The sequence below is a fragment of the Allobaculum stercoricanis DSM 13633 genome (assembly GCF_000384195.1).
GTDB lineage: Bacteria > Bacillota_I > Bacilli_A > Erysipelotrichales > Erysipelotrichaceae > Allobaculum > Allobaculum stercoricanis.
The window spans coordinates 1,274,875-1,294,384 of sequence record NZ_KB913034.1 but is presented as its reverse complement, the minus strand read 5'-3'; the positions used below and the strand labels follow the sequence as shown (position 1 = coordinate 1,294,384).

General features: G+C 37.7%; 14 protein-coding genes. 13 read left to right on the top strand and 1 reads right to left on the bottom strand.

The genetic code is table 11. The features are described 5' to 3' along the window. The first annotated feature begins 33 nt into the window (after window positions 1-33). The 4 genes from ALLST_RS0105990 to ALLST_RS11070 all read left to right on the top strand — a co-directional run bounded on the left by ALLST_RS0105990 (window position 34) and on the right by ALLST_RS11070 (window position 4,634). Window positions 34-738 (top strand): undecaprenyl pyrophosphate synthase, encoded by a 705-nt coding sequence (locus tag ALLST_RS0105990; protein WP_019893202.1) that lies wholly within the window; start codon window positions 34-36, stop codon window positions 736-738. Then, the gene (locus ALLST_RS0105985; protein ID WP_019893200.1) at window positions 728-1,504 is read left to right on the top strand and encodes a phosphatidate cytidylyltransferase; all 777 of its coding nucleotides are present in this window, start codon (window positions 728-730) and stop codon (window positions 1,502-1,504) included. Before ALLST_RS0105990 ends, ALLST_RS0105985 begins: the two co-directional genes overlap by 11 nt. A gap of 130 nt (window positions 1,505-1,634) precedes the next feature. Further along, on the top strand, window positions 1,635-2,708 hold the full coding sequence (locus tag ALLST_RS0105980; protein WP_019893199.1) for a M50 family metallopeptidase: 1,074 nt from the start codon (window positions 1,635-1,637) through the stop codon (window positions 2,706-2,708). A 204-nt stretch (window positions 2,709-2,912) separates the two neighbouring features. Further along, the gene (locus ALLST_RS11070; RefSeq protein ID WP_019893198.1) at window positions 2,913-4,634 is read left to right on the top strand and encodes a hypothetical protein; all 1,722 of its coding nucleotides are present in this window, start codon (window positions 2,913-2,915) and stop codon (window positions 4,632-4,634) included. 231 nt (window positions 4,635-4,865) lie between these two features. Here ALLST_RS11070 and trhA read toward each other — a convergent pair whose 3' ends face one another. Then, complete coding sequence (gene trhA, locus ALLST_RS0105970; RefSeq protein WP_019893197.1) at window positions 4,866-5,543, bottom strand: PAQR family membrane homeostasis protein TrhA; 678 nt, start codon at window positions 5,541-5,543, stop codon at window positions 4,866-4,868. A 433-nt stretch (window positions 5,544-5,976) separates the two neighbouring features. Between trhA and ALLST_RS0105965 the strand changes: the two genes are divergently transcribed. The 9 genes from ALLST_RS0105965 (at window position 5,977) to ALLST_RS0105920 (ending at window position 19,510) form a co-directional block, all read left to right on the top strand. Beyond that, window positions 5,977-8,913, top strand: coding sequence for an SMC hinge domain-related protein (locus ALLST_RS0105965; protein WP_019893196.1), 2,937 nt, complete (start codon window positions 5,977-5,979; stop codon window positions 8,911-8,913). Between the two features lie 10 nt (window positions 8,914-8,923). Further along, a complete protein-coding gene (gene ftsY, locus ALLST_RS0105960; protein WP_019893195.1) occupies window positions 8,924-9,886 on the top strand; it encodes a signal recognition particle-docking protein FtsY in 963 nt (320 codons plus the stop codon). Next, window positions 9,886-10,176 carry a sigma factor-like helix-turn-helix DNA-binding protein gene (locus ALLST_RS10280; protein ID WP_019893194.1) on the top strand — a complete coding sequence of 97 codons (291 nt, stop codon included), beginning with the start codon at window positions 9,886-9,888 and terminating at the stop codon, window positions 10,174-10,176. The genes ftsY and ALLST_RS10280 overlap by 1 nt, the downstream gene beginning before the upstream one ends. A 245-nt stretch (window positions 10,177-10,421) precedes the next feature. Then, the gene (locus ALLST_RS0105950; protein ID WP_019893192.1) at window positions 10,422-12,371 is read left to right on the top strand and encodes an oxidoreductase; all 1,950 of its coding nucleotides are present in this window, start codon (window positions 10,422-10,424) and stop codon (window positions 12,369-12,371) included. A gap of 153 nt (window positions 12,372-12,524) precedes the next feature. Then, a complete protein-coding gene (locus ALLST_RS0105945; protein ID WP_169336055.1) occupies window positions 12,525-12,755 on the top strand; it encodes a hypothetical protein in 231 nt (76 codons plus the stop codon). A 330-nt stretch (window positions 12,756-13,085) separates the two neighbouring features. Further along, window positions 13,086-14,279: an acetate/propionate family kinase gene (locus tag ALLST_RS0105935; protein ID WP_019893189.1), complete on the top strand. Its 1,194-nt coding sequence runs from the start codon at window positions 13,086-13,088 to the stop codon at window positions 14,277-14,279. Next, the gene (locus ALLST_RS0105930; RefSeq protein ID WP_033399908.1) at window positions 14,272-15,207 is read left to right on the top strand and encodes a DHH family phosphoesterase; all 936 of its coding nucleotides are present in this window, start codon (window positions 14,272-14,274) and stop codon (window positions 15,205-15,207) included. The genes ALLST_RS0105935 and ALLST_RS0105930 overlap by 8 nt, the downstream gene beginning before the upstream one ends. A 518-nt stretch (window positions 15,208-15,725) precedes the next feature. Further along, a complete protein-coding gene (locus ALLST_RS0105925) occupies window positions 15,726-16,079 on the top strand; it encodes a BlaI/MecI/CopY family transcriptional regulator (RefSeq protein ID WP_019893187.1) in 354 nt (117 codons plus the stop codon). A 380-nt stretch (window positions 16,080-16,459) separates the two neighbouring features. Continuing rightward, window positions 16,460-19,510 (top strand): DNA polymerase III subunit alpha, encoded by a 3,051-nt coding sequence (locus ALLST_RS0105920; protein ID WP_019893186.1) that lies wholly within the window; start codon window positions 16,460-16,462, stop codon window positions 19,508-19,510.

Below are 19,510 nucleotides of genomic sequence, written 5' to 3'. Positions count from 1 at the left end.
GAATAGGGCTTTTTTTTGAAAGGAAAGATTAGGATGTTAAACACACCGCAAACGGTCGCCATTATTATGGATGGCAATGGACGTTGGGCAAAAAAACAAAATTTGCCTCGTACTGCAGGACATAAAAAAGGTGCCGATCGCGTCCGCGATATTGCCTTAGAAGCAAAACGCTTAGGCATTCAAAAATTAATCCTCTATGCCTTTTCGACAGAAAACTGGAAACGTCCTGAAGATGAAGTTTCATACTTATGCAAACTTCCAGGATTGTTTTTTAATAAATTCATTCAAGAATTGATGGACAATAACATTCGCGTCACATTTGCGGGGGAATTAGAAAAATTCCCAGAAAATACCAAAGCAGTGATTCGAAAAGCAGTCAATCAAACAGCTGTCAATACGGGCATGGAATTATGTTTGGCAATCAACTACGGTAGCCAAAGAGAACTCGTTTTGGCGATGCAAAACTATGCCAACCAAGTGGCAAGTGGGCAAAGGGAAAACGATATTCAAGAACAAGAGGTCAATGAATTGCTTTTTGTTCAAGAAAATGTAGATTTGATGATCCGCACAAGTGGCGAATGTCGCATTTCCAATTTCTTGTTGTGGCAAATCGCTTATGCGGAATTGATTTTTACGCCGACACCATGGCCAGATTTTGATGAACAAGCATTGCAACAGTGCATTGCCGAATATCAAAATCGCGATCGTCGTTTTGGAGGTCTAAGTAATGAAGACTAGAATTATTACCGCTTTGTTTATTATTGCGGTTGTCTTTTTTCCAGTTGTATATGGTAGCTGGGCACTTGAGGCATTAGGTGTTTTTATTGTTTGTGCTGGGGCTTATGAATGGCTCCATGCATTGGATGGATTTAAAACATGGGGAATCGGTGTCACGATTTTAGAAATCGTTTTAGTCCTACTAACACCGGTCGTTAAAGCTTATTATCCACAATTGTTATTTGCGTGGATTGCCCTTGGCATCGTTTCAATTTGGGTATTACCAATTTTTATTGAAAGTTTTTCCCAAACGAATGCCTTTGCGGCATTAACGTTCTTTGCAATTTTTGGCATATGTTTTTTATGCATGCAAGAGTTGATTTTAAAAGAACATCGTTATTTATGGACACTTTGTTTTGCGACTTATGGATCCGATAGTGGTGCTTATTTTTGCGGACGCTTTTTTGGTAAGCATAAAATGAATGAACGAGTTTCTCCTAAGAAAACTTGGGAAGGATTTTTCGGGGGCTGGATCATAGGAATGGCACTATCTTGGGGATTGAGTTTATTCTATGTTCAAGAATTAAATTACACATTAAATCTTGCTATTTGCGTACTGGCACCTGTGTTTGCTGAACTTGGTGACTTATGCTTCTCCAGCTTTAAACGCGAATATAAACTTAAAGACTTCTCCAATCTATTACCTGGACATGGTGGAGTATTAGACCGCGTCGATTCATTATTGATGAACTTTATTTTATTTGGCATTCTTTCAGCAGTATTGTAGTAACAAATGGAATTGCTGGATTTTAATTGCCGTTTAAGTCTTAGGCTTGATTGTTAGATTGAAAATATTTTAGTATTTTTGCGTCAAACAAAGACAGAAACTCTTTTTAGACATAGAAAGGTTTGATGAAATGAATTTTCTGACAGGGATACTCGCATTCATTTTGATGTTGTTTGTCATTGTGATTATTCACGAAGCGGGACATTATTTCGCAGCTCGTGCTTGTGGTGTTTACGTCCATGAATTCTCATTTGGCGTAGGACCTAAACTTTGGCAAAAACAAGGGAAAAACACTCTCTTTTCTTTACGTGCCCTTCCTTTTGGCGGATCCGTTTCGATTGCGATGGATGTTGACGTAGATGAAGATGATGAAGATCAATGGTTGAATCAAGTTCCCGAAAACCAACGACTCAACAACAAGCCTGTTTGGCAACAAGTTTTTGTGATGAGTGCCGGTGTCATCATTAACGTCTTATTTGCCTGGTTGTTGATGAGTTCACTGATTATGGTTCAAGGAACTGTCGTCGATTCGCCAAAACCGATTGTTTATGAAGTCATCGATAATTCGCCAGCCGCTAAAGCAGGACTCGTTTCAGGTGATACAATTCTGCAAATTATGGCTGAAGATGGCAGTAGTGTTAAACCCAAAACACAAGATGATGTGGTTGAGTTTTTACAATACAATACAGGCGCAAACGAATATAAAATTTTACGTGGCGATGAAACATTTAGCGCGACAATGACTGCGCAATATGATGAAGAATCACAGCGTTACATGTTAGGGTTCACTTCCCAATCCACGATTCGTGAAGTTGGCTTTTTTGAATCATTTGTGGTTGGCGCAAAACAACTGTGGAATGATACGAAAATGATGGGTCGCTCATTATTACAGCTTTTCCAATTAAAAGGACTTGAGAATCTCTCGGGGCCAGTTGGGGTATATAAAGTGACAGAACAAGTGGTTTCCTATGGATTCTTATCGTATTTAAGCCTCTGTTCTTTGATTTCTTTGAATATTGGTTTATTCAATTTACTACCTATTCCATCATTAGATGGAGGACGTATTTTGATTACTTTATTTGAAGCAATCTTTAAACGAAAGATCCCACAACGCTTTTTAGAATATTTATTATTAGGAAGCTTTGCATTGTTGATTGGATTAATGATCTTTACAACTTATATGGATATTGTCCGCTTTTTCTAAATCTATGCATCTTTACTCAATTGAAGTAGAGATGCTTTTTTATTCTGATCGGTAATGAGTAAAGGGTATATGTGTAAAAACCATATAAATGGTTTAAGTATAGTATGAATTAGATAATTGACAAAATAGCGGGGGGGGGGTAACCTGAAATCGCAATGATTATATTTAATGACGATAATCGTTGGGAAAGAAGAGAAGAACATAATGAAAATGAAAAAATGGATGGGTGCCTGCTTAATGGCATCTATGGTTTTAACCCAATCACCAGTCAGCGTATTGGCAAATGAATTTGAAGTAGTTAATGAATCAGAAGTGAGTCAAACAACGAATTCCATTCAACAAGCCATCGACAATGCAAAAAATGGAGACACAATTCAAATTCAGGGAGAACAAACGGCAAGTATTTCTATTCCAGATAGTAAGAAATTAACTTTGCAATTTGCAAAAGGAGCTAGATTAACGAACGAAGCTAACAAAGATACGATTACAATTGGACAAAGAGCAACTGTAACAATTACTGGAGAGGGAACTATTCAAAATACATCTCATGCAAAAGCTGCTCTAATTAATAATGGGACTGCCGTTTTAGATGGCGGGATTAAACTTGATCGCCCAAATGATCATGATCAAAATGGATCAGTAGCACGTAACTCTTATTACACAGCTGTGAATCATGGTACATTGACAGTTTATCGAGCAACAATCAGCAATGTGGGTGATTTTTCATCTTGCGTTGAAAACGGTTGGTTTAGTTCAAAGGATATTCCAGATAGTGGAAAAGCTGTCGCAAAACTTACGATTAATGATGGTGCATATATTAGTGGTGGTATAAATTCCATTAAAAACGATGAAAATGGTGAGTTAACGATCAACGGTGGTACTATTACATCTAATCATCAATATGCCATTATGAACTGGAATAAAGCAGAGATTAAAGGCGGATATATTGAAAATAATAATCCAAATGCAGGAGCAAAAGCAGCCATTTATAACGGTAACGATTCCGCTACTTCGATTGGCAAACTAACAATTTCTGGTGATGCAGTGGTTAAAGGTGAAACTGCAGTTTTTACTAAGAGTGTTGCAAAAGATGGTGGCTTAACAATTAGTGGTGGTGAAATCAAAGGTAAACTGAATGTTGCTCAAAGTTCTTCAGTCACTGTAAACGGCGGTAATTTTACTGAAAAATTACCGGAAGGGATTAAACCAAGTGGCAATGTTCACGTACATACAGTCAAAAAAGTAAGCAAAGATCCAACTTGCACAGAACCTGGCGTTGAAGAACATTATGAATGTACTGTATGTCATAAAACTTATTTAGACGAAAAGGGATTAAACGATTTAGCAAAGCCAACGGAAATCCCTGCGACTGGACATACTTATACTTGGGTGATCGATAAAGAACCTACGAAAGATGAAGCAGGTGCTAAATATCAATATTGCGTAGTTTGTCATCACAAAACAGATCCTGTTTCCATTCCAGCCATTGGATATACAGAAAAAGTAGAAAATGCGGTTTATCGTGCATACAATCCAAATAATGGGGAACACCTCTATACAACTAACTATGATGAATTCATGCATATCACAAATATTGGTTGGCATGATGAAGGTGTTTCATTCATGACTGAAGCAAATAAAGAAGGAAATCCTGTCTATCGTGTTTATAATCCAAATAGTGGATTGCATCATTACACAACAGATGAAAATGAAAAGAATACTCTTGTTTCTCTAGGATGGCACGATGAAAAAGTTTCATGGTATGCATCTAATAAACCACAGAGTGCACCAGTGTTCCGTGTTTATAATCCAAATGGTGGTCAACATCATTACACGATGAATCAACAAGAAAAGAATGCATTAGTTTCTTATGGTTGGCATGATGAAGGTATCGCCTTCCGTACTTCATTAGTTCCAACAAAATAAGGTTGAATCATCATAAGCTAAAAAAGTTTTGTATTCAAACAATCAATTGAATCGCTTAAACGAAATTTGATTTCTATTTAAAAAGCTGAAAAGCCTGGCCACATTCGCATTTGCGATTAAGCCAGGCTTTTGTGCGCTTGAATGATCTTGAAGAATCAATCTTTCAAAATATAAAAGGACTGAGCGAGCAGGCCTAAAAATTTTATCAAAATCAGTTCAGACTAGTATTTGTTAAACGTAGAGTAAAATGCCCCAAAGGAAGATTAAGGAAGCAGCCGCAATCATTAAATGCCAAATGAAATGACAATAAGGTTTCTTTTTCGCATAGAAGATGGCGCCTATTGTGTAACATAAACCACCGGCTAAAAGATAGAAAACGAAATTCCATCCGGTTTGAGCAATGATAATCGGTAAGACAAGAACTGCTAACCAACCCATAGACATATATAGGATCATAGAGATAGCCGGATGAGCATATTTGGAAATACTTTTGAGAAGAATGCCGACGATCGCTAATAACCATTCAACAGCCAATACGATTTTTAACATGTAGTGATCGACAATTCCTAAACAAATTGGAGTGTATGTTCCGGCTATTGCCAATAAGATGGAGATATGATCGAGCTTACGGAAAACAAATTTCCATTTTGTGTCATAAGGCATGATGTGATAGAGACAACTACCACCAAACATGGCGATCATACAAATTCCATATATGCCCATGCCAACTACACCAATCCACCCGTCTTGTAAATAGGCATAGACGGAAAGAAAGGGTAGCGCAAAAAGATAGAGAAACATCATGACGCCATGACTGACGGCATTGCCGACTTCTTCACGGAACGTCAAATGATACGTATTTTTCATCAGCTGTGGTTGTTGTGATGAATGATGAATTGTCTTTTCCATACAAGTCCTTCTTTCTAGTGTTTATTATAATGAGATCTAGTATTAAAAACTAGATAAAAGCATAGAACGAACTTTTCATATGAAATATGAAAATATTATATTATCTTTATCATGCCACGATTATTCAGTGGTTGAAATAAAGATGCCAAACAAATCGTTACGGTTTATCAATATTGCTCAAAATCGAAAAGGATCAGGATTTTTTTGATGCAAAAACAGATCGAGTTGGATGAAAAACTTTGATGATTTAAAAAAGATCTAATCTTAGATCGCATGGATCTTATTGGAAATTTGAGAAATACGCGTTGACGTGAGAAAATAACAAAACGAGTCCAAAAAACACGAAGATCTTTTCATGTTCAATTCTATAAGAAGAGGAACAAGAAAAGAGATGTTTTTGGATTTGAAGATAGAACAGAAAGGAAGAGCCTGGATGTTTTTAAAACGAATTGAACTATCCGGATTTAAAAGTTTTGCGAATAAAACTGTGATTCAATTTGATCAGCCATTAACAGGGATTGTTGGTCCGAATGGCTGTGGAAAAAGTAATATCACCGATGCGATTCGCTGGGTTTTAGGGGAACAATCCGCTAAAGCGTTGCGATCCGGACAATCTCTAGGAGACATCATCTTTGCAGGATCAGAGTCTAAAAAAGCAGTCAATATGGCGCGGGCGACATTAGTCTTTGATAATACGCAAAAAATATTTGACTCACCATATGACGAAATTGAAATTACGAGACAGATTTCGCGTGGTGCTTCCGAAATCTCCAACTACATCAATAAAACGCCATGTCGTTTAAAGGATATCCAAGATTTGGTCATGGATACCGGTCTTGGTCGAGATTCATTATCGATTATTTCGCAAGGGAACATTTCTTCATTTGCGGATGCTAAGCCAGAAGAAAGACGTTTGTTGTTTGAAGAAGCAGCGGGTGTTGCCAAGTATAAAAAGCGCAAACGTGTATCGCTTGCCAAACTTGAAAATGTCAAAAATAACTTAGATCGAGTCCAAGATTTAATTGATACCCACAAAGATCAAGTTGATGTTTTAGAAGAACAAGCAAAAGATGCGATCAAATATATTGAAGCAAAAGAAGAACTTGCTTCGATTGAAATTTCTGTTCTTGCGATTCGCATTGGTGAATTAAAAGAACAAGAATTGGCAATTCGCCAAGATTTGGAACAGTTGAACTATCAGCTGATTCAACAAAATGCTGCAGGCCAAAGAGCGGATGATGAACTAGAAACATTGTCTAAACGAATTTTGGAATTAGATGGCCAATTAGCACGAATGCAACGTGAAAAATCGCAATGCATGGAAGAATCGATGCAACTGCAAAAACAAAAAGCAATTTTAGATGAACGGCGAAAGAACTTGTTGTCGAGTGAGGATGAACAAGCTAGACGCCAATCGTTAATTGAATTGTTTGGCGAAGCAAAGTTTGAATATGAAGACCGCCGCAATCGTTTAAACCAAGCGATCGTTTCTTTACAAGGAAAAGAACAACAGCTGTCACGTGCACGCAATGAATTACAAGGTTATGACAGCCGTCGGCAACTGCTACAAAATGAATTACATCATTTAGAAAATGAGTTGGCGGGAATTGAATCGCGAATTGCTCATCCACCGTATCGAAACCATGGCGTGCAAGCGGTGATGAAAAATCAAGATCGATTAGCCGGCATTCATGGTTTGGTGAGTGAACTTTTAGAATGCGATGACGAATATTTATCGGCCATCACAACGGCGCTATCTAGTGCTTCTGAACAAATTGTTGTCGATAACGAAGGTTGTGCAAGAGCGGCCATTAACTGGTTGAAACGTTCGCAAAGTGGACGAGCAACGTTTTTACCGCTGAGCGTTTGCAAGGCGAGAACACTTGCCGATTGGCAACAAGAAATTGCAAAACAATCAGCGGGAATTTTAGGGGTTGCGAGCGATTTTGTACGTTGTTTAGATGTGTATGAACCTTTAAAAATGCGCTTATTAGGTTCAATTTTAGTGGCTCGTGATTTGGAATGTGCCAACGATGCAGCAAGAAAACTCAAACAAAGTGTCAAAATTGTGACCCTTGGTGGCGATGTCGTTCATGCTGGTGGGGCAATGACGGGTGGTTCCATGCGTCAACAATCCAATCCGATTCCGGCATTGAAAAAAGAAAAAGCTCGTCTAGAAGAAGCGATCCAACAAAAACGATTTGATTTGCAAGATATGCAAGAAAAAATCGCAGGCATCACTCGTGAGGTTGAACAATTCACCAACGAAGTAATGCAAAGTCGAATTGAGAAAGAAAAACTCGATAACTTTGTGCAAGTTAAACGAGAAAAGTATCAAAGTTTACAACTGCAAATTTCGCAACTCGATCTTTCTGCAAAGGAAAATGAAGAAACGCGTAATCGGGCAAATGCGCAAAATGGTTTAATCGCCAGATTGTCCGAGTTACATCAACGTATGGATGAAATTGAAGGGGAACTCACTCGTTTGAGTGCCCAAAAACAAGAATGTTCCCAGCGCAGTAGTGAACTCAATGATTTATTGCGCACAAGTCGTCGTGAACAAAATGCACTTTCGAGTACAATCCAACAAAAAGAATTGGAGCTTGCCCGAATTGAAACCCGCTTAGAACAAAATCTTTCTCGTTTGTCTGCGGATTATGCCTTAACGTATGAAGCCGCATTAGAACAGAAAAAAGAAGTGGACGTTGACGCGGCAGATAGTCGGATTAAAACGTTACGCAAAACCCTCAGTTCTTTGGGCAATGTCAATTTAGCTGCGCCCGATCAATTAAAAGAAATTAAAGAAAAATACGAGTTTTTAGTAAGTCAAAAAGAAGAACTCGAACAAGCAAGTAAACAAATTTTAGAAGCAGTCGATGAAATGGATCAGACCATGACAGTTCAATTCGAAGAGATGTTTAATCGCATTAACGATTGCTTGGATGAAGTGTTTAAAGCAATGTTTGGGGGCGGTAAAGCGAAACTCGTTTTATGTGATCCTAACGATTTGTTGAATACAGGTGTGGATGTCGATGTTCAACCTCCGGGAAAAGCAGTTAAAAATATGTCTACTTTTTCTGGGGGAGAAAAAGCATTAATTGCGATATCTGTACTGTTTGCTATATTAAAAGCAAGAACAGTTCCTTTATGCATTTTTGACGAGGTAGAAGCAGCGCTTGACCAGGCGAACGTTGAACGCTTTGCTAAATATCTATCGAATTTTAAAGATCAATCGCAATTTATTACGGTTACTCATCGTCCGGGAACGATGGAACAATGCGATACGTTATATGGCGTGACGATGCAACAAGATGGGGTCAGCCAAGTTTTAAAAGTGATGCTCAAAGATGCAACAGAAATGAGTAAGTAGGTGAATAGATATGGCTTTTTTTGAAAAGATAAAATCGAAATTTATTCGTTCTCAAGATAAAGACAAATATTTGACTGGATTATCCAGAAGCCGCAAGAGTTTTGGGGATCGCATTCGTGCGCTCTCTAATTCATTCCATGGGGTAACGGATGAATTATTAGAAGAAATTATGATTATTCTTCTTGAAAGTGATATGGGCATCCATACCGCACAAAAAGTAGTTGAACTTTTTGAAGAACGATCGAAAGAAATCAAAAACTATGACTCAATGGAAGATTACTTAATCTCTATTCTTTATGATTTCTATAATCCTGAACAAGACGAAGATTGGTCTTTGCAAGAAGAAGGACCAACAGTCATTATGATGGTCGGCGTCAATGGTTCAGGGAAAACGACAACAACCGCAAAATTGATCCAATATTTCCAAGAACTTGGAAAAAAACCAGTAGTTGCTGCTGCCGATACATTCCGTGCGGGAGCTGTGGATCAAATTGAAATCTGGGCAGAACGTTTAAATGCTCCATGTGTTGCGGGAAAAGAAAAACAAGACCCAGCAAGTGTTATTGTTGATGGCTGCAAGTATGCCAAAGAACATAACATGGATGTCTTGATTTGTGATACAGCAGGACGTCTACAAAACAAGCTGAACTTGATGCGCGAATTAGAAAAAATGAGTCGCGTTGCGGGAAAACAAATCGAAGGAGCGCCACATGAAACATGGCTCGTCCTCGATGCAACAACTGGCCAGAACGGAATTAGTCAAGCTAAAGAATTTATGGAAGTCACTCCAGTATCGGGCATTATTTTGACAAAAATGGATGGAACCGCTAAGGGTGGTGTCGTGATGGCTATTCGCGATCAATTGGGATTACCAGTACGCTTTTTAGGTTTAGGTGAAAAACCAGCTGATTTACGCCCATTTGATTTATCGAGCTATTTAATTGGAATTACCAAAGGTTTGGAAGAAGAATAATGATTTCGCATATTCAAGCCAATTTGTTGTTGGATCAATACGAAGCGTTTTTATCTCCGCGCCAACAAGAAGTTTTAGAACTTTACTTTCAAGAAGATCTTTCTTTAAAAGAAATTCAAGAAAACTTGGATATTTCTAAAGCTGCAGTTTATGATGCACTAAAAAAAGGGGTGGCGATGATGGAGGATTTTGAGTCTAAGCTTCATTTGGTTGATAAACAAAACCAACTACGCCAATTTTTAAAAGAACATCCAGAATATACAGAACAACTCGGCAGTCTATTCGATTAGACTGCTTTTACTTTGCTCAAAAAGCGATTTGTGTATTTTGCGTATGAAGATTGATTCAAGCTGAACACTTTTCTAACGTAAGAAAATGAGATATGTTGTCTATACATAATCTCATGTATTTAATAAATCAACAGAAATAAGAATATTTTTGCGTCTATACAATATTGGTGATTGTTTGTGGAAAAAAGAATAAAGTACATTCAAAAAGGAATAATCGCGTTACAATATACAAAAAGGAGATAACAATGGAAAATTCATATCCACATTTATTTTCGCCAATTAAAATTGGCAACAAAGTAGCAAAAAATCGCATTTTTATGCCACCTTTATCCACGAATTTAGGAGACCATGGCTATGTCACAGATGAGTTGGTTGAGCACTATAAAGCACGTGCAAAAGGCGGCGTAGGTTTATTTGTGACCGAAGTTGTGACAGTAGAACCTACCTATGTTTATTTACCTGGCGATATGTCAATCTATGATGATTCATTCATCGAAGGTTGGAAAAAACTCGTTGATGGTGTTCATGAATATGGAGCACTTATTTTGCCACAGTTATTTCACCCGGCTTATATGGCATTTCCAATTCCGGGAACACCACGTTTAATCGCTCCTTCTTTTGTCGGACCATACTATGCAAAGGAAGCACCTCGTCCAGTGACGAAAGAAGAATTAAAAGTCATTATTCATCAGTTTGGTCAAGCCGCTTTACGTGTAAAAAAAGCAGGTGGGGATGGTGTAGAAATTCACGCTGCGCATGCCCATGGTTTATTGGGTGGCTTTTTATCACCACTTTACAATAAGCGAACAGATGAATACGGTGGCGATATTCATGGCAGATTAAGATTGACTTTAGAAGTCATTGAAGAAGTCCGCAAAGTTTGTGGAGAAGATTTTATTATCGATGTACGCATCTCTGGAGATGAATATACAGATGGCGGATTGAATATGAATGACATGATCTATGTCTCTAAAGAGCTGGAAAAAGCGGGCGTTGATATGCTCCATGTTTCTGGCGGAACAACAATTGCGCGTGGAAGTTCCATTCCTGCTCCAGGAACAAAAATGGGATCCCACTCGGCATTATCAGAAGAAATCAAAAAATATGTTCATATTCCTGTAGCAACAGTAGGTCGTATTGTTGAACCATGGCTTGCGGAAGAATTAATTGCGAATGGGAAAGCGGATGTTTGCATGATTGGACGTGCCAATCTTTGTGATCCAGAATTTGCGAATAAAGCAAGAGAAGGAAGAGAAGATGAAATTCGACCATGCATCGGTTGCTTGCGTTGCTTAAATGGAATTATGTTTGGTAACCGTGTTTCTTGTACGATCAATCCTTCATTCGAATTAGAAAATGAAGATACTTTACAAGAAGCACCAGTCAAGAAAAAGGTCTTAGTCATCGGTGGGGGCGTTGCCGGTATGGAAGCTGCTTATGTAGCCCATAAAAAAGGTCATCATGTTGTTTTATGTGAAAAAGAAGATGAACTTGGGGGATTAACTCGTTTGGCGGCTGTGCCAATTGGTAAGCAAGATTTAACGAGAGTCATCCAATTTATGCAACGTCGTCTTGAGCGTTATGGTGTTGAAGTTCGTTTGAATTGCCTAGTAACTTCAGAAATGCTCGCAAATGAATTTAAAGATTATGAAGTCATCGCATCAACAGGGGCAAAACCAGTTGTAATCAATGCGTTTACTTCATTTAAACAAACAATGACTGCAGATGATATTTTAGCGGGACGTGCTTTCCCAGGTAGAAATATCGTGATTTTAGGTGGCGGTAGCGTAGGTTGTGAAACAGCCGATTACCTTGCTCCAATTGTTAATGACCGATTCCCACGCAACCGCGTGATCACGGTTTTAGAAATGATGGATGAAGTCATGATGAAAGAAAGTGGACCGGGTCGATCCTTACTTGTACAACGCATGATGGCAAAAGGAATCAATATGCTTTGTAAAGCAAAAGTCGATCGCGTTGAAGAAGACAAAATCTACTACACGCAAAATAATGAACAACATGTTATTGAAGATGCTGATACATTAGTTTTTGCGACTGGATATCGTAGCGATCCAGCAATGGAAGAAATGCTCAAAGAAGCCGGAAATCCATATCATCTAATCGGAGATGCCAAACAAGCTCGATCCATTAAAGATGCGATTTTCGAAGGATACGACGTAGCGAAACAAATTTAAAGACGGAGAGTATATTTATAAAATGATTAGATGAAATCTTACGTTCAATCGAATACTTCGAAAACGTATGACCAAGTTTAGGTGTAAATGTGCAACTTAATCGCGAATGCACCAAAGAGATCATGAATGAAGCTGATGCCGTGATTTGTGCTATTGGTGCTCATGATTTTGCATGACCAATTCCAGGCGACGAATACTGCAACGAATGAAGATTTTACAATCGATTGCGATATGGTCGTTATGGCTGTTGGTTCCAAGAAAAATACATTAGCTGTTGAAGGTATGAACACGCCAATTTGGAATGTAGGGGATTGCTCGAAAGATAGAACCGCAAGCATTGCTGAAGCGGTACGTTCGGGCTATCATGCAGCAAATGAAATCTGATGCTTAAAAATTGTTTTTCTCTTTAAATTGAAAGATGTCTAGTTACAAGATCTTATTTGATCTCGTTAGACATCTTTTTGTTTTTGACGATGAAATGTTCAGAATAATAGTATCCAATTCGTGAATAAAATCACGAATTGGAGATTGTGAATGAATTATTTTCATGAGTAATGAAATTTTATTTTCTATAGTCTTTCAAAAAGAGATCACATGGACAGATTGTTTAAAAATCGAAAATATTTCACAAGAAAAAGAAGGAATATTTGGTCTATAGTTGAAATGGCGGTAAACTGTTTACGAAATATAAAGAAGAGGAGTATTTAAAGAGTTATGGCTATTGTTATGTCTGTTAATGCCGGAAGTTCATCCTTGAAATTCCAAGTTTATGAAATGCCGGAAGAAAAAGTTTTAGCAAAAGGTTTAGTAGAAAGAATTGGTCTAAATGACGGAATTTTCACAATTAAAATCAACGGTGAAAAATTTAGCGAAACTACGGATATCCCAAATCACGAAGTTGCTGTTCAAATGTTAATTGACAATTTATTAAAACACCACGTTGTAAACGAACTTACTGATATTAAAGCAGTTGGTCACCGTTTAGTTCACGGTGGTGAATTCTATGCTGATTCCGTTGTTGCTACTGCTGATGCTGTTGCAAAAGTTGAAGAATGCATCCCCCTTGCACCATTGCACAACCCAGCTGGATTAACTGGATATCGTACATTCGACAAAGCACTTCCAAATGCAGTGCACACATTCGTTTTCGATACAGCATTCCATCAAACGATGCCAGCAGTAAACTATATGTATCCAATTCCTTACGAATATTACGAAAAAGATCATATCCGTCGTTATGGTTTCCACGGAACAAGCCACAGATATTTAACATTACGTTTAGCTGAAATGTTAAATAAAAAACCAGAAGAAATGAATATGATTACTTGCCACTTAGGAAATGGAGCTTCAATCACCGCAATCAAAAACGGTAAATCCTTCAAAACATCTATGGGTTTAACTCCACTTGCAGGGGTTATGATGGGTACACGTTCTGGTGATATCGATCCAGCAATTCCAGGTGTGTTAATGGAAAAATACGGATACTCCGCTAAAGAAATGGATGATATTTTAAATAAAAAATCTGGTTTACTCGGTGTTTCTGGTATTTCTAGTGATAGCCGCGATATCGAAAACGCAGTTGAAGAAGGTAATGAACGTGCAATTTTAACTCGTGACCTCTTTGATGCCCGTGTAATTGAAACTGTAGCAGGTTACTATGGCTTAATGGGTGGTGCTGATGCGATCGTATTCGCTGGTGGTATTGGTGAAAATGCTCCTGATACTCGTGCTGCTATTATTGACGGCTTAAGTGTATTTGGCGTTGAATTAGATCGCGAAGCAAACAACTGCCGTGGAAAAGAAGTTAAAATTTCTACTCCAGAATCCAAAATTGCAGTTTATGTCATCCCAACAGATGAAGAAGTTATGTTAGCTCGTGACGCTTACCAAAATCTTAAAAATGCATAATTTTGAAGTTTTTAAACAATTGCTAGATGCAATTGAATCTGCACCAATCATCACGTTATTTCGTCATGTGAATCCCGATCCTGATGCTTATGGATCTCAACTCGCTTTAAAAGAATGGATTCGATACGCATATCCTGATAAGCAAGTTTATGCTTTAGGACAAGGAGAACGTAGTGATGAAATGGATGAAGTGGATGATCAAACAATCGCAAATTCTTTAGCTATTGTGACCGATACGGCAAATCGTGATCGTGTAGATGATCAACGTTTTCTGCTTGCTCACCAAATCGCGCGCATGGATCACCATCTTCAAATTGAAGATTTTGGTCCACTGGATTTAGTGGATATTCATGCATCAGCAACTTGCGAAATCCAGGCTTTAATGTTTAAACAAGCAGGCATGAACATTGGGCCAAAAGCGGCACAAGAGATGCTCCAAGGATTAATGGCGGATTCGCAGCGCTTTACGATTACAACAGTACGTCCACAATCATTTGAAGCTGCGGCATGGTTGATGGAACAACAAGCTAATCCACAACAAGCGGCTAAGTTTTTATTTAGCAGAGACTATTCTACATTTGAAATCTCGGCTTTTATCGCGAGTCGTGCAGTAAAAAAAGGTGCTTTCCTTTTTAGTGTTGTGAGTCAACAAGATTATTTATCTCGAGGGGTTTCTTTTGAGACAGCAAAAAGCCAAGTTAACGCTTTAAACAACATCAAAGGAATTATGATTTGGGCGTTGTTTACTCAGCAACCTGACGGTTTATATTCTGCTTCACTTCGTTCAGCAAAAGTAGCGATCAATGAGTTGGCTAATCAATATGGTGGCGGCGGTCATCAACAAGCATGCGGCATTAAAAATTTAGATGTTCGCAAGCTAACTTCGTTAATTGAACAGCTTGAACAACTTGCTCAAAACGAAAACTAAAATGATATCAAAACTCTCCGGGTCAATATAACTTGGAGAGTTTTTTATTGAGAGTATAGATCGGTGAAGGAAGACTTTAGAAAAAAGTGGCGATATTTTTGGTTATCTGATTTTATATAAAACAAGTTGAAAAACACCGTATATACTTATTTTTTGTATTATAATTAAATTAGATAGATTCTTTAGGGTGTGAAAAAGAATTTTATTGTATAAATCAAATCAATCATATTCAAAAGAAGCAATAGCTTAACGACAACAAGAAGACATTATCCTAGCGAATTAAATAGTAAATTCAAAGACTCTAGTCATTTCGTGATAGTTTGCGTTAAAATCATGATGACGATCTGATCTAGACTCAAAGGCAAAGATGCTTGTTGAGTTAGGTGAATTCACATAAATGGGACGTAAAAACAATTCTCATATATTTGAAGGGTTGCTTAAATAATTTATTACGTCATCATAATGTATTGATTGATTGATTGATTGATTGATTGATTGAAAATTAAAAAGGAGAGCATATGCATTTATCTAAAAAAGAACTAGAGATCATGGAAATTATTTGGAATTCTAAAGAACCAATCAGTTCTTCAGATATTTTAGAAAATCATCCAAATTTAAATCGAAACACTGTTTTAGTCAGTCTCAAAAAATTATTAAATAATGGCTATTTGAGCATTAACAAAGTAGAACTCAAAAGCAAAGTATTAATGCGTTACTACGTGCCTGAAATTAGCAAATATGATTATGATCGCTCGAATATCGGTGAAGATCGTGTGTTTAACTTCGTGGCAAAATTCGTCTCCAATGATATCACGGATAGTGAAATCGAAGAGTTAGAAAAATTAATTCAAGAGAAAAAGAAAAGCGCATAAAGCATGTCTTTTTCTTGGCTAGTCTGAGTTTTTTCTTGAGGGTTTACTGATTCCAAGTATCGTTGTGGTACAGACTGGCTTCCGGTTTAGTCGGAAAATTGAAAAAAATATCGTAAAGTTTGTCTATTTGTTTTTAGATGAATCTTTTATGATGAATCATCATTTGAAATCTACTCATTAAGGAAATCAAACGCCTTCATGGGTAGATTTTTTGTTTTTTAAAATATGAAAGAAGATGATGAATAGCCAGAATCATACTTTGATCTTATTTTGTGATCAATGTAGATCAAGGATCATGTAAGATCTGATTTTCTAGTAAGAGAAGAAGCTACTTTGATCTTGGATTTTTATGTGGACAAGAAAGTCGTTATAATAGAGCCATGATTCATTTACATGTCCGTTCTTGTTATTCATTACTTGAAAGTGGCTTGACGATTGAAGATATTATTCGTTTAGCCCAAGAACATCATCAAAAAACTGTTGTCTTAACTGACCATTGTACAATGTATGGAACGATGGAGTTTTTGCATGCTGCCAAGAAGGCAGGATTAAAACCCGTTATCGGTTTAGAATTTGAAATCGAAGAAAATGGAAATCTTTACTCGCTATTAGCGATCGCAAAAAATGGTCAAGGATTACAAAACTTATATCAAATTTCAACGTGGGTTATGTCCCATTCGCAACCGATGCCCATTGATGTTTTAAAAGCATTTGGAACAAATCTGATTTTGATGAATGCGGGTGGGGATGAAGTGTTGGAGAATATGGCCTATCAAAATATGGTTGTTGAAATTGCAACACTGTTCCAAACGCTCGAACAAATAGCTGATTCATTTTATGTCGCAATTTCTTTACAAGATTCGCCTCGGTTTGCTAAGTCTAATGCCACATTAGAACTCGCCGCAAATTCTTTGGATTTGCCTTGTGTAGCCCTCAGTCGCGTTGAATATGAGCACCCTCAAGACGAGCAAACTTTGCGTTTATTAAGGGCAATTGGTCAAACAAAATCAATGGATGATCCAACAATTCAAGCGCGAAAAGGTCGTTATTATCGAAGCGAAAAGGAAATGGCAAGTTTATATTCAGTTGAACAACTTGCCAATACCGATCAAATTATTGATCAAATCGAAGATTATGAAATTCCAAAAGCAAACTTACCGATCTTTCCTAATCGAGTTGGGGCGCAAAGTGATATTTATTTAAAAGAACTTTGTATTAAAGGATTAAAAAAGCGATTCAATCAAAATGTTCCGAGCAATTATTGGAACAGACTTCAAATGGAATTAGATGTCATTTTAAGCATGGGCTTTTCAGATTACTTTTTAATCGTTTGGGATTTTATTCGGGAAGCTCGTTCACGTTCAATTCTCGTTGGGCCAGGAAGAGGGAGTGCCGCAGGTTCTCTTGTAGCTTGGACTTTAGGAATTAGCCATGTCGATCCGGTTGCTAATTCGTTGCTTTTTGAACGTTTTTTAAATCCGAGTCGAATCTCAATGCCAGATATTGATACAGATTTTCCAGACAATCGACGCCAAGAGATTTTAGATTATGTTCAAGAAACGTATGGCAAATATCATGTTGCGCATATCGTGACTTTTTCACGAATGAAATCACGCTCTGCTTTACGAGATTGTGCAAGGGCGATGAATGTTTCGAATCGTGAAATTAGTCAACTGACGCAACTTGTTCCCAATAATTCTGAATGGAAATTAGCAGAACTTCCGCAACACAATTCAGCTTTTAAACATATGATCGAAAGTCGACCGCGTTTGCAAGCCGTGTATCAAGCGGCGTGTTCGATTGAAGGATTCCCTCGTCATGCCTCTTTGCATGCTGGAGGAATTGTTCTTGCTCGTGATTCGATTGTTCAGCAAGCTCCACTTGTAGATGTCGGTGAACATCTTCCTGTTGTTCAATTCACGATGGAATACTTAGAAGAAATTGGATTAATCAAATTCGACTTTTTATCGCTGAAAAACTTAACTTTAATTGCATCGATGTTAGAAGTGATTGAAAAACAAGAAGGAAAGAAAATTGATTTACTCAAGTTGCCGTTAGACGATCCAAAAGTTTATCTATTGCTTCAAAACGCACAAACGATGGGCGTTTTCCAATTAGAAAGTGCGGGGATCCGCGATTTACTCATTCGTTATAAACCAGAAAAGTTTGAAGATATTGCCGCAGTGCTCGCTTTGTATCGACCAGGACCGATGAAAAATATCGATACCTTTTTAAAAGCGCGCTTTAATCGTGCAAACCAAAAATCAATGCATCCGTTACTCGATCCGATTTTAAAAGAAACAGGTGGCATTTTTGTTTATCAAGAACAAATCATGGAAGCGGCGAAAGTTATTGGTGGATTTAGCTTAGCTCAAGCGGATATGCTTAGAAAAGCAATGTCGAAAAAAAAGCCGGAAGAAATGGCCAAGTGGCAAGATCAGTTTGTTGAGGGCGCAAAAGAAAAAAGCATCGATTCAACAAAAGCGCAAGAAATCTTTGGAGTGATGTTCGAGTTTGCTGAATATGGCTTCAATAAGTCACACTCATATGTTTATGGCTTAATTGTTTATCAAATGTGTTGGTTGAAAGTGAATTATCCACTTGCGTTCTATCAAGTACTTTTAGATTCATGTATCGGATCAGGCGCAAAGACGAATATTTTTATTCAAGAAGCAAGATCAAGAGGAATTTCATTTTTACCATTCTCTTTAAACCATTCGTTTGAAACGTATAGTCAACAAGTCAATGGATTAAGACTGCCATTTTCATTGATCCAATCGATAAATCGTCCAACGATTGAACGCATCATTCAAGAGCGTCACGAACATGGCTTATATCAAGATCCTTGTTTGAGTGTGATTCGCTTAATTCATATTGGTTTATCGAACCAACAAGTCGAAGCGCTCATTCAAGTAGGGACATTGGATGAACTCAAAGTGACGAGAGAAACTTTAATTGCTCAATTAGAACAAATCATTTCGTTTGCGGATTTGATTACTTTAGAAGGGGGAACGTGGCAATTTGCCGGTGTGACTCCACCTGTTTTGCACAAGATGCCCATCAACAACATGGAGCGGATTAAAAAAGAAAAAGAATTGTTAGGCTTTTATATTACGCGCCATCCGGCTACTTTATTACGTCAAAAAAATCGCCAAATTTTATCTTTGGAATTAGCCCTTAAACAAAATGGACATATGCAAATTGCGGGGATCATCCAATCAATTCGGCCACAAAAAACCAAAAAAGGTGATCAAATGGCATTTGCTACTTTAGCAGATGATACTGGAACTCTGGATATCGCCATTATGCCGATTCAGTGGCAACGTGTCCAAACGCAACTGGAAACGAATAAACTTGTCATTTTACAAGTGAATAAAAACCGACCAGATAGTGCGATTTTCAATGGCATGCAAATCATAGATGTTATTTAA

Excerpts from the sequence above, each read along its gene's own strand:
- ALLST_RS0105990 (WP_019893202.1), top strand. The coding sequence starts at position 34 with ATGTTAAACACACCGCAAACGGTCGCCATTATTATGGATGGCAATGGA.
- ALLST_RS0105985 (WP_019893200.1), top strand. The coding sequence starts at position 728 with ATGAAGACTAGAATTATTACCGCTTTGTTTATTATTGCGGTTGTCTTT.
- ALLST_RS0105980 (WP_019893199.1), top strand. The coding sequence starts at position 1,635 with ATGAATTTTCTGACAGGGATACTCGCATTCATTTTGATGTTGTTTGTC.
- ALLST_RS11070 (WP_019893198.1), top strand. The coding sequence starts at position 2,913 with ATGAAAATGAAAAAATGGATGGGTGCCTGCTTAATGGCATCTATGGTT.
- trhA (WP_019893197.1), bottom strand. The coding sequence starts at position 5,543 with ATGGAAAAGACAATTCATCATTCATCACAACAACCACAGCTGATGAAA.
- ALLST_RS0105965 (WP_019893196.1), top strand. The coding sequence starts at position 5,977 with ATGTTTTTAAAACGAATTGAACTATCCGGATTTAAAAGTTTTGCGAAT.
- ftsY (WP_019893195.1), top strand. The coding sequence starts at position 8,924 with ATGGCTTTTTTTGAAAAGATAAAATCGAAATTTATTCGTTCTCAAGAT.
- ALLST_RS10280 (WP_019893194.1), top strand. The coding sequence starts at position 9,886 with ATGATTTCGCATATTCAAGCCAATTTGTTGTTGGATCAATACGAAGCG.
- ALLST_RS0105950 (WP_019893192.1), top strand. The coding sequence starts at position 10,422 with ATGGAAAATTCATATCCACATTTATTTTCGCCAATTAAAATTGGCAAC.
- ALLST_RS0105935 (WP_019893189.1), top strand. The coding sequence starts at position 13,086 with ATGGCTATTGTTATGTCTGTTAATGCCGGAAGTTCATCCTTGAAATTC.
- ALLST_RS0105930 (WP_033399908.1), top strand. The coding sequence starts at position 14,272 with ATGCATAATTTTGAAGTTTTTAAACAATTGCTAGATGCAATTGAATCT.
- ALLST_RS0105925 (WP_019893187.1), top strand. The coding sequence starts at position 15,726 with ATGCATTTATCTAAAAAAGAACTAGAGATCATGGAAATTATTTGGAAT.
- ALLST_RS0105920 (WP_019893186.1), top strand. The coding sequence starts at position 16,460 with ATGATTCATTTACATGTCCGTTCTTGTTATTCATTACTTGAAAGTGGC.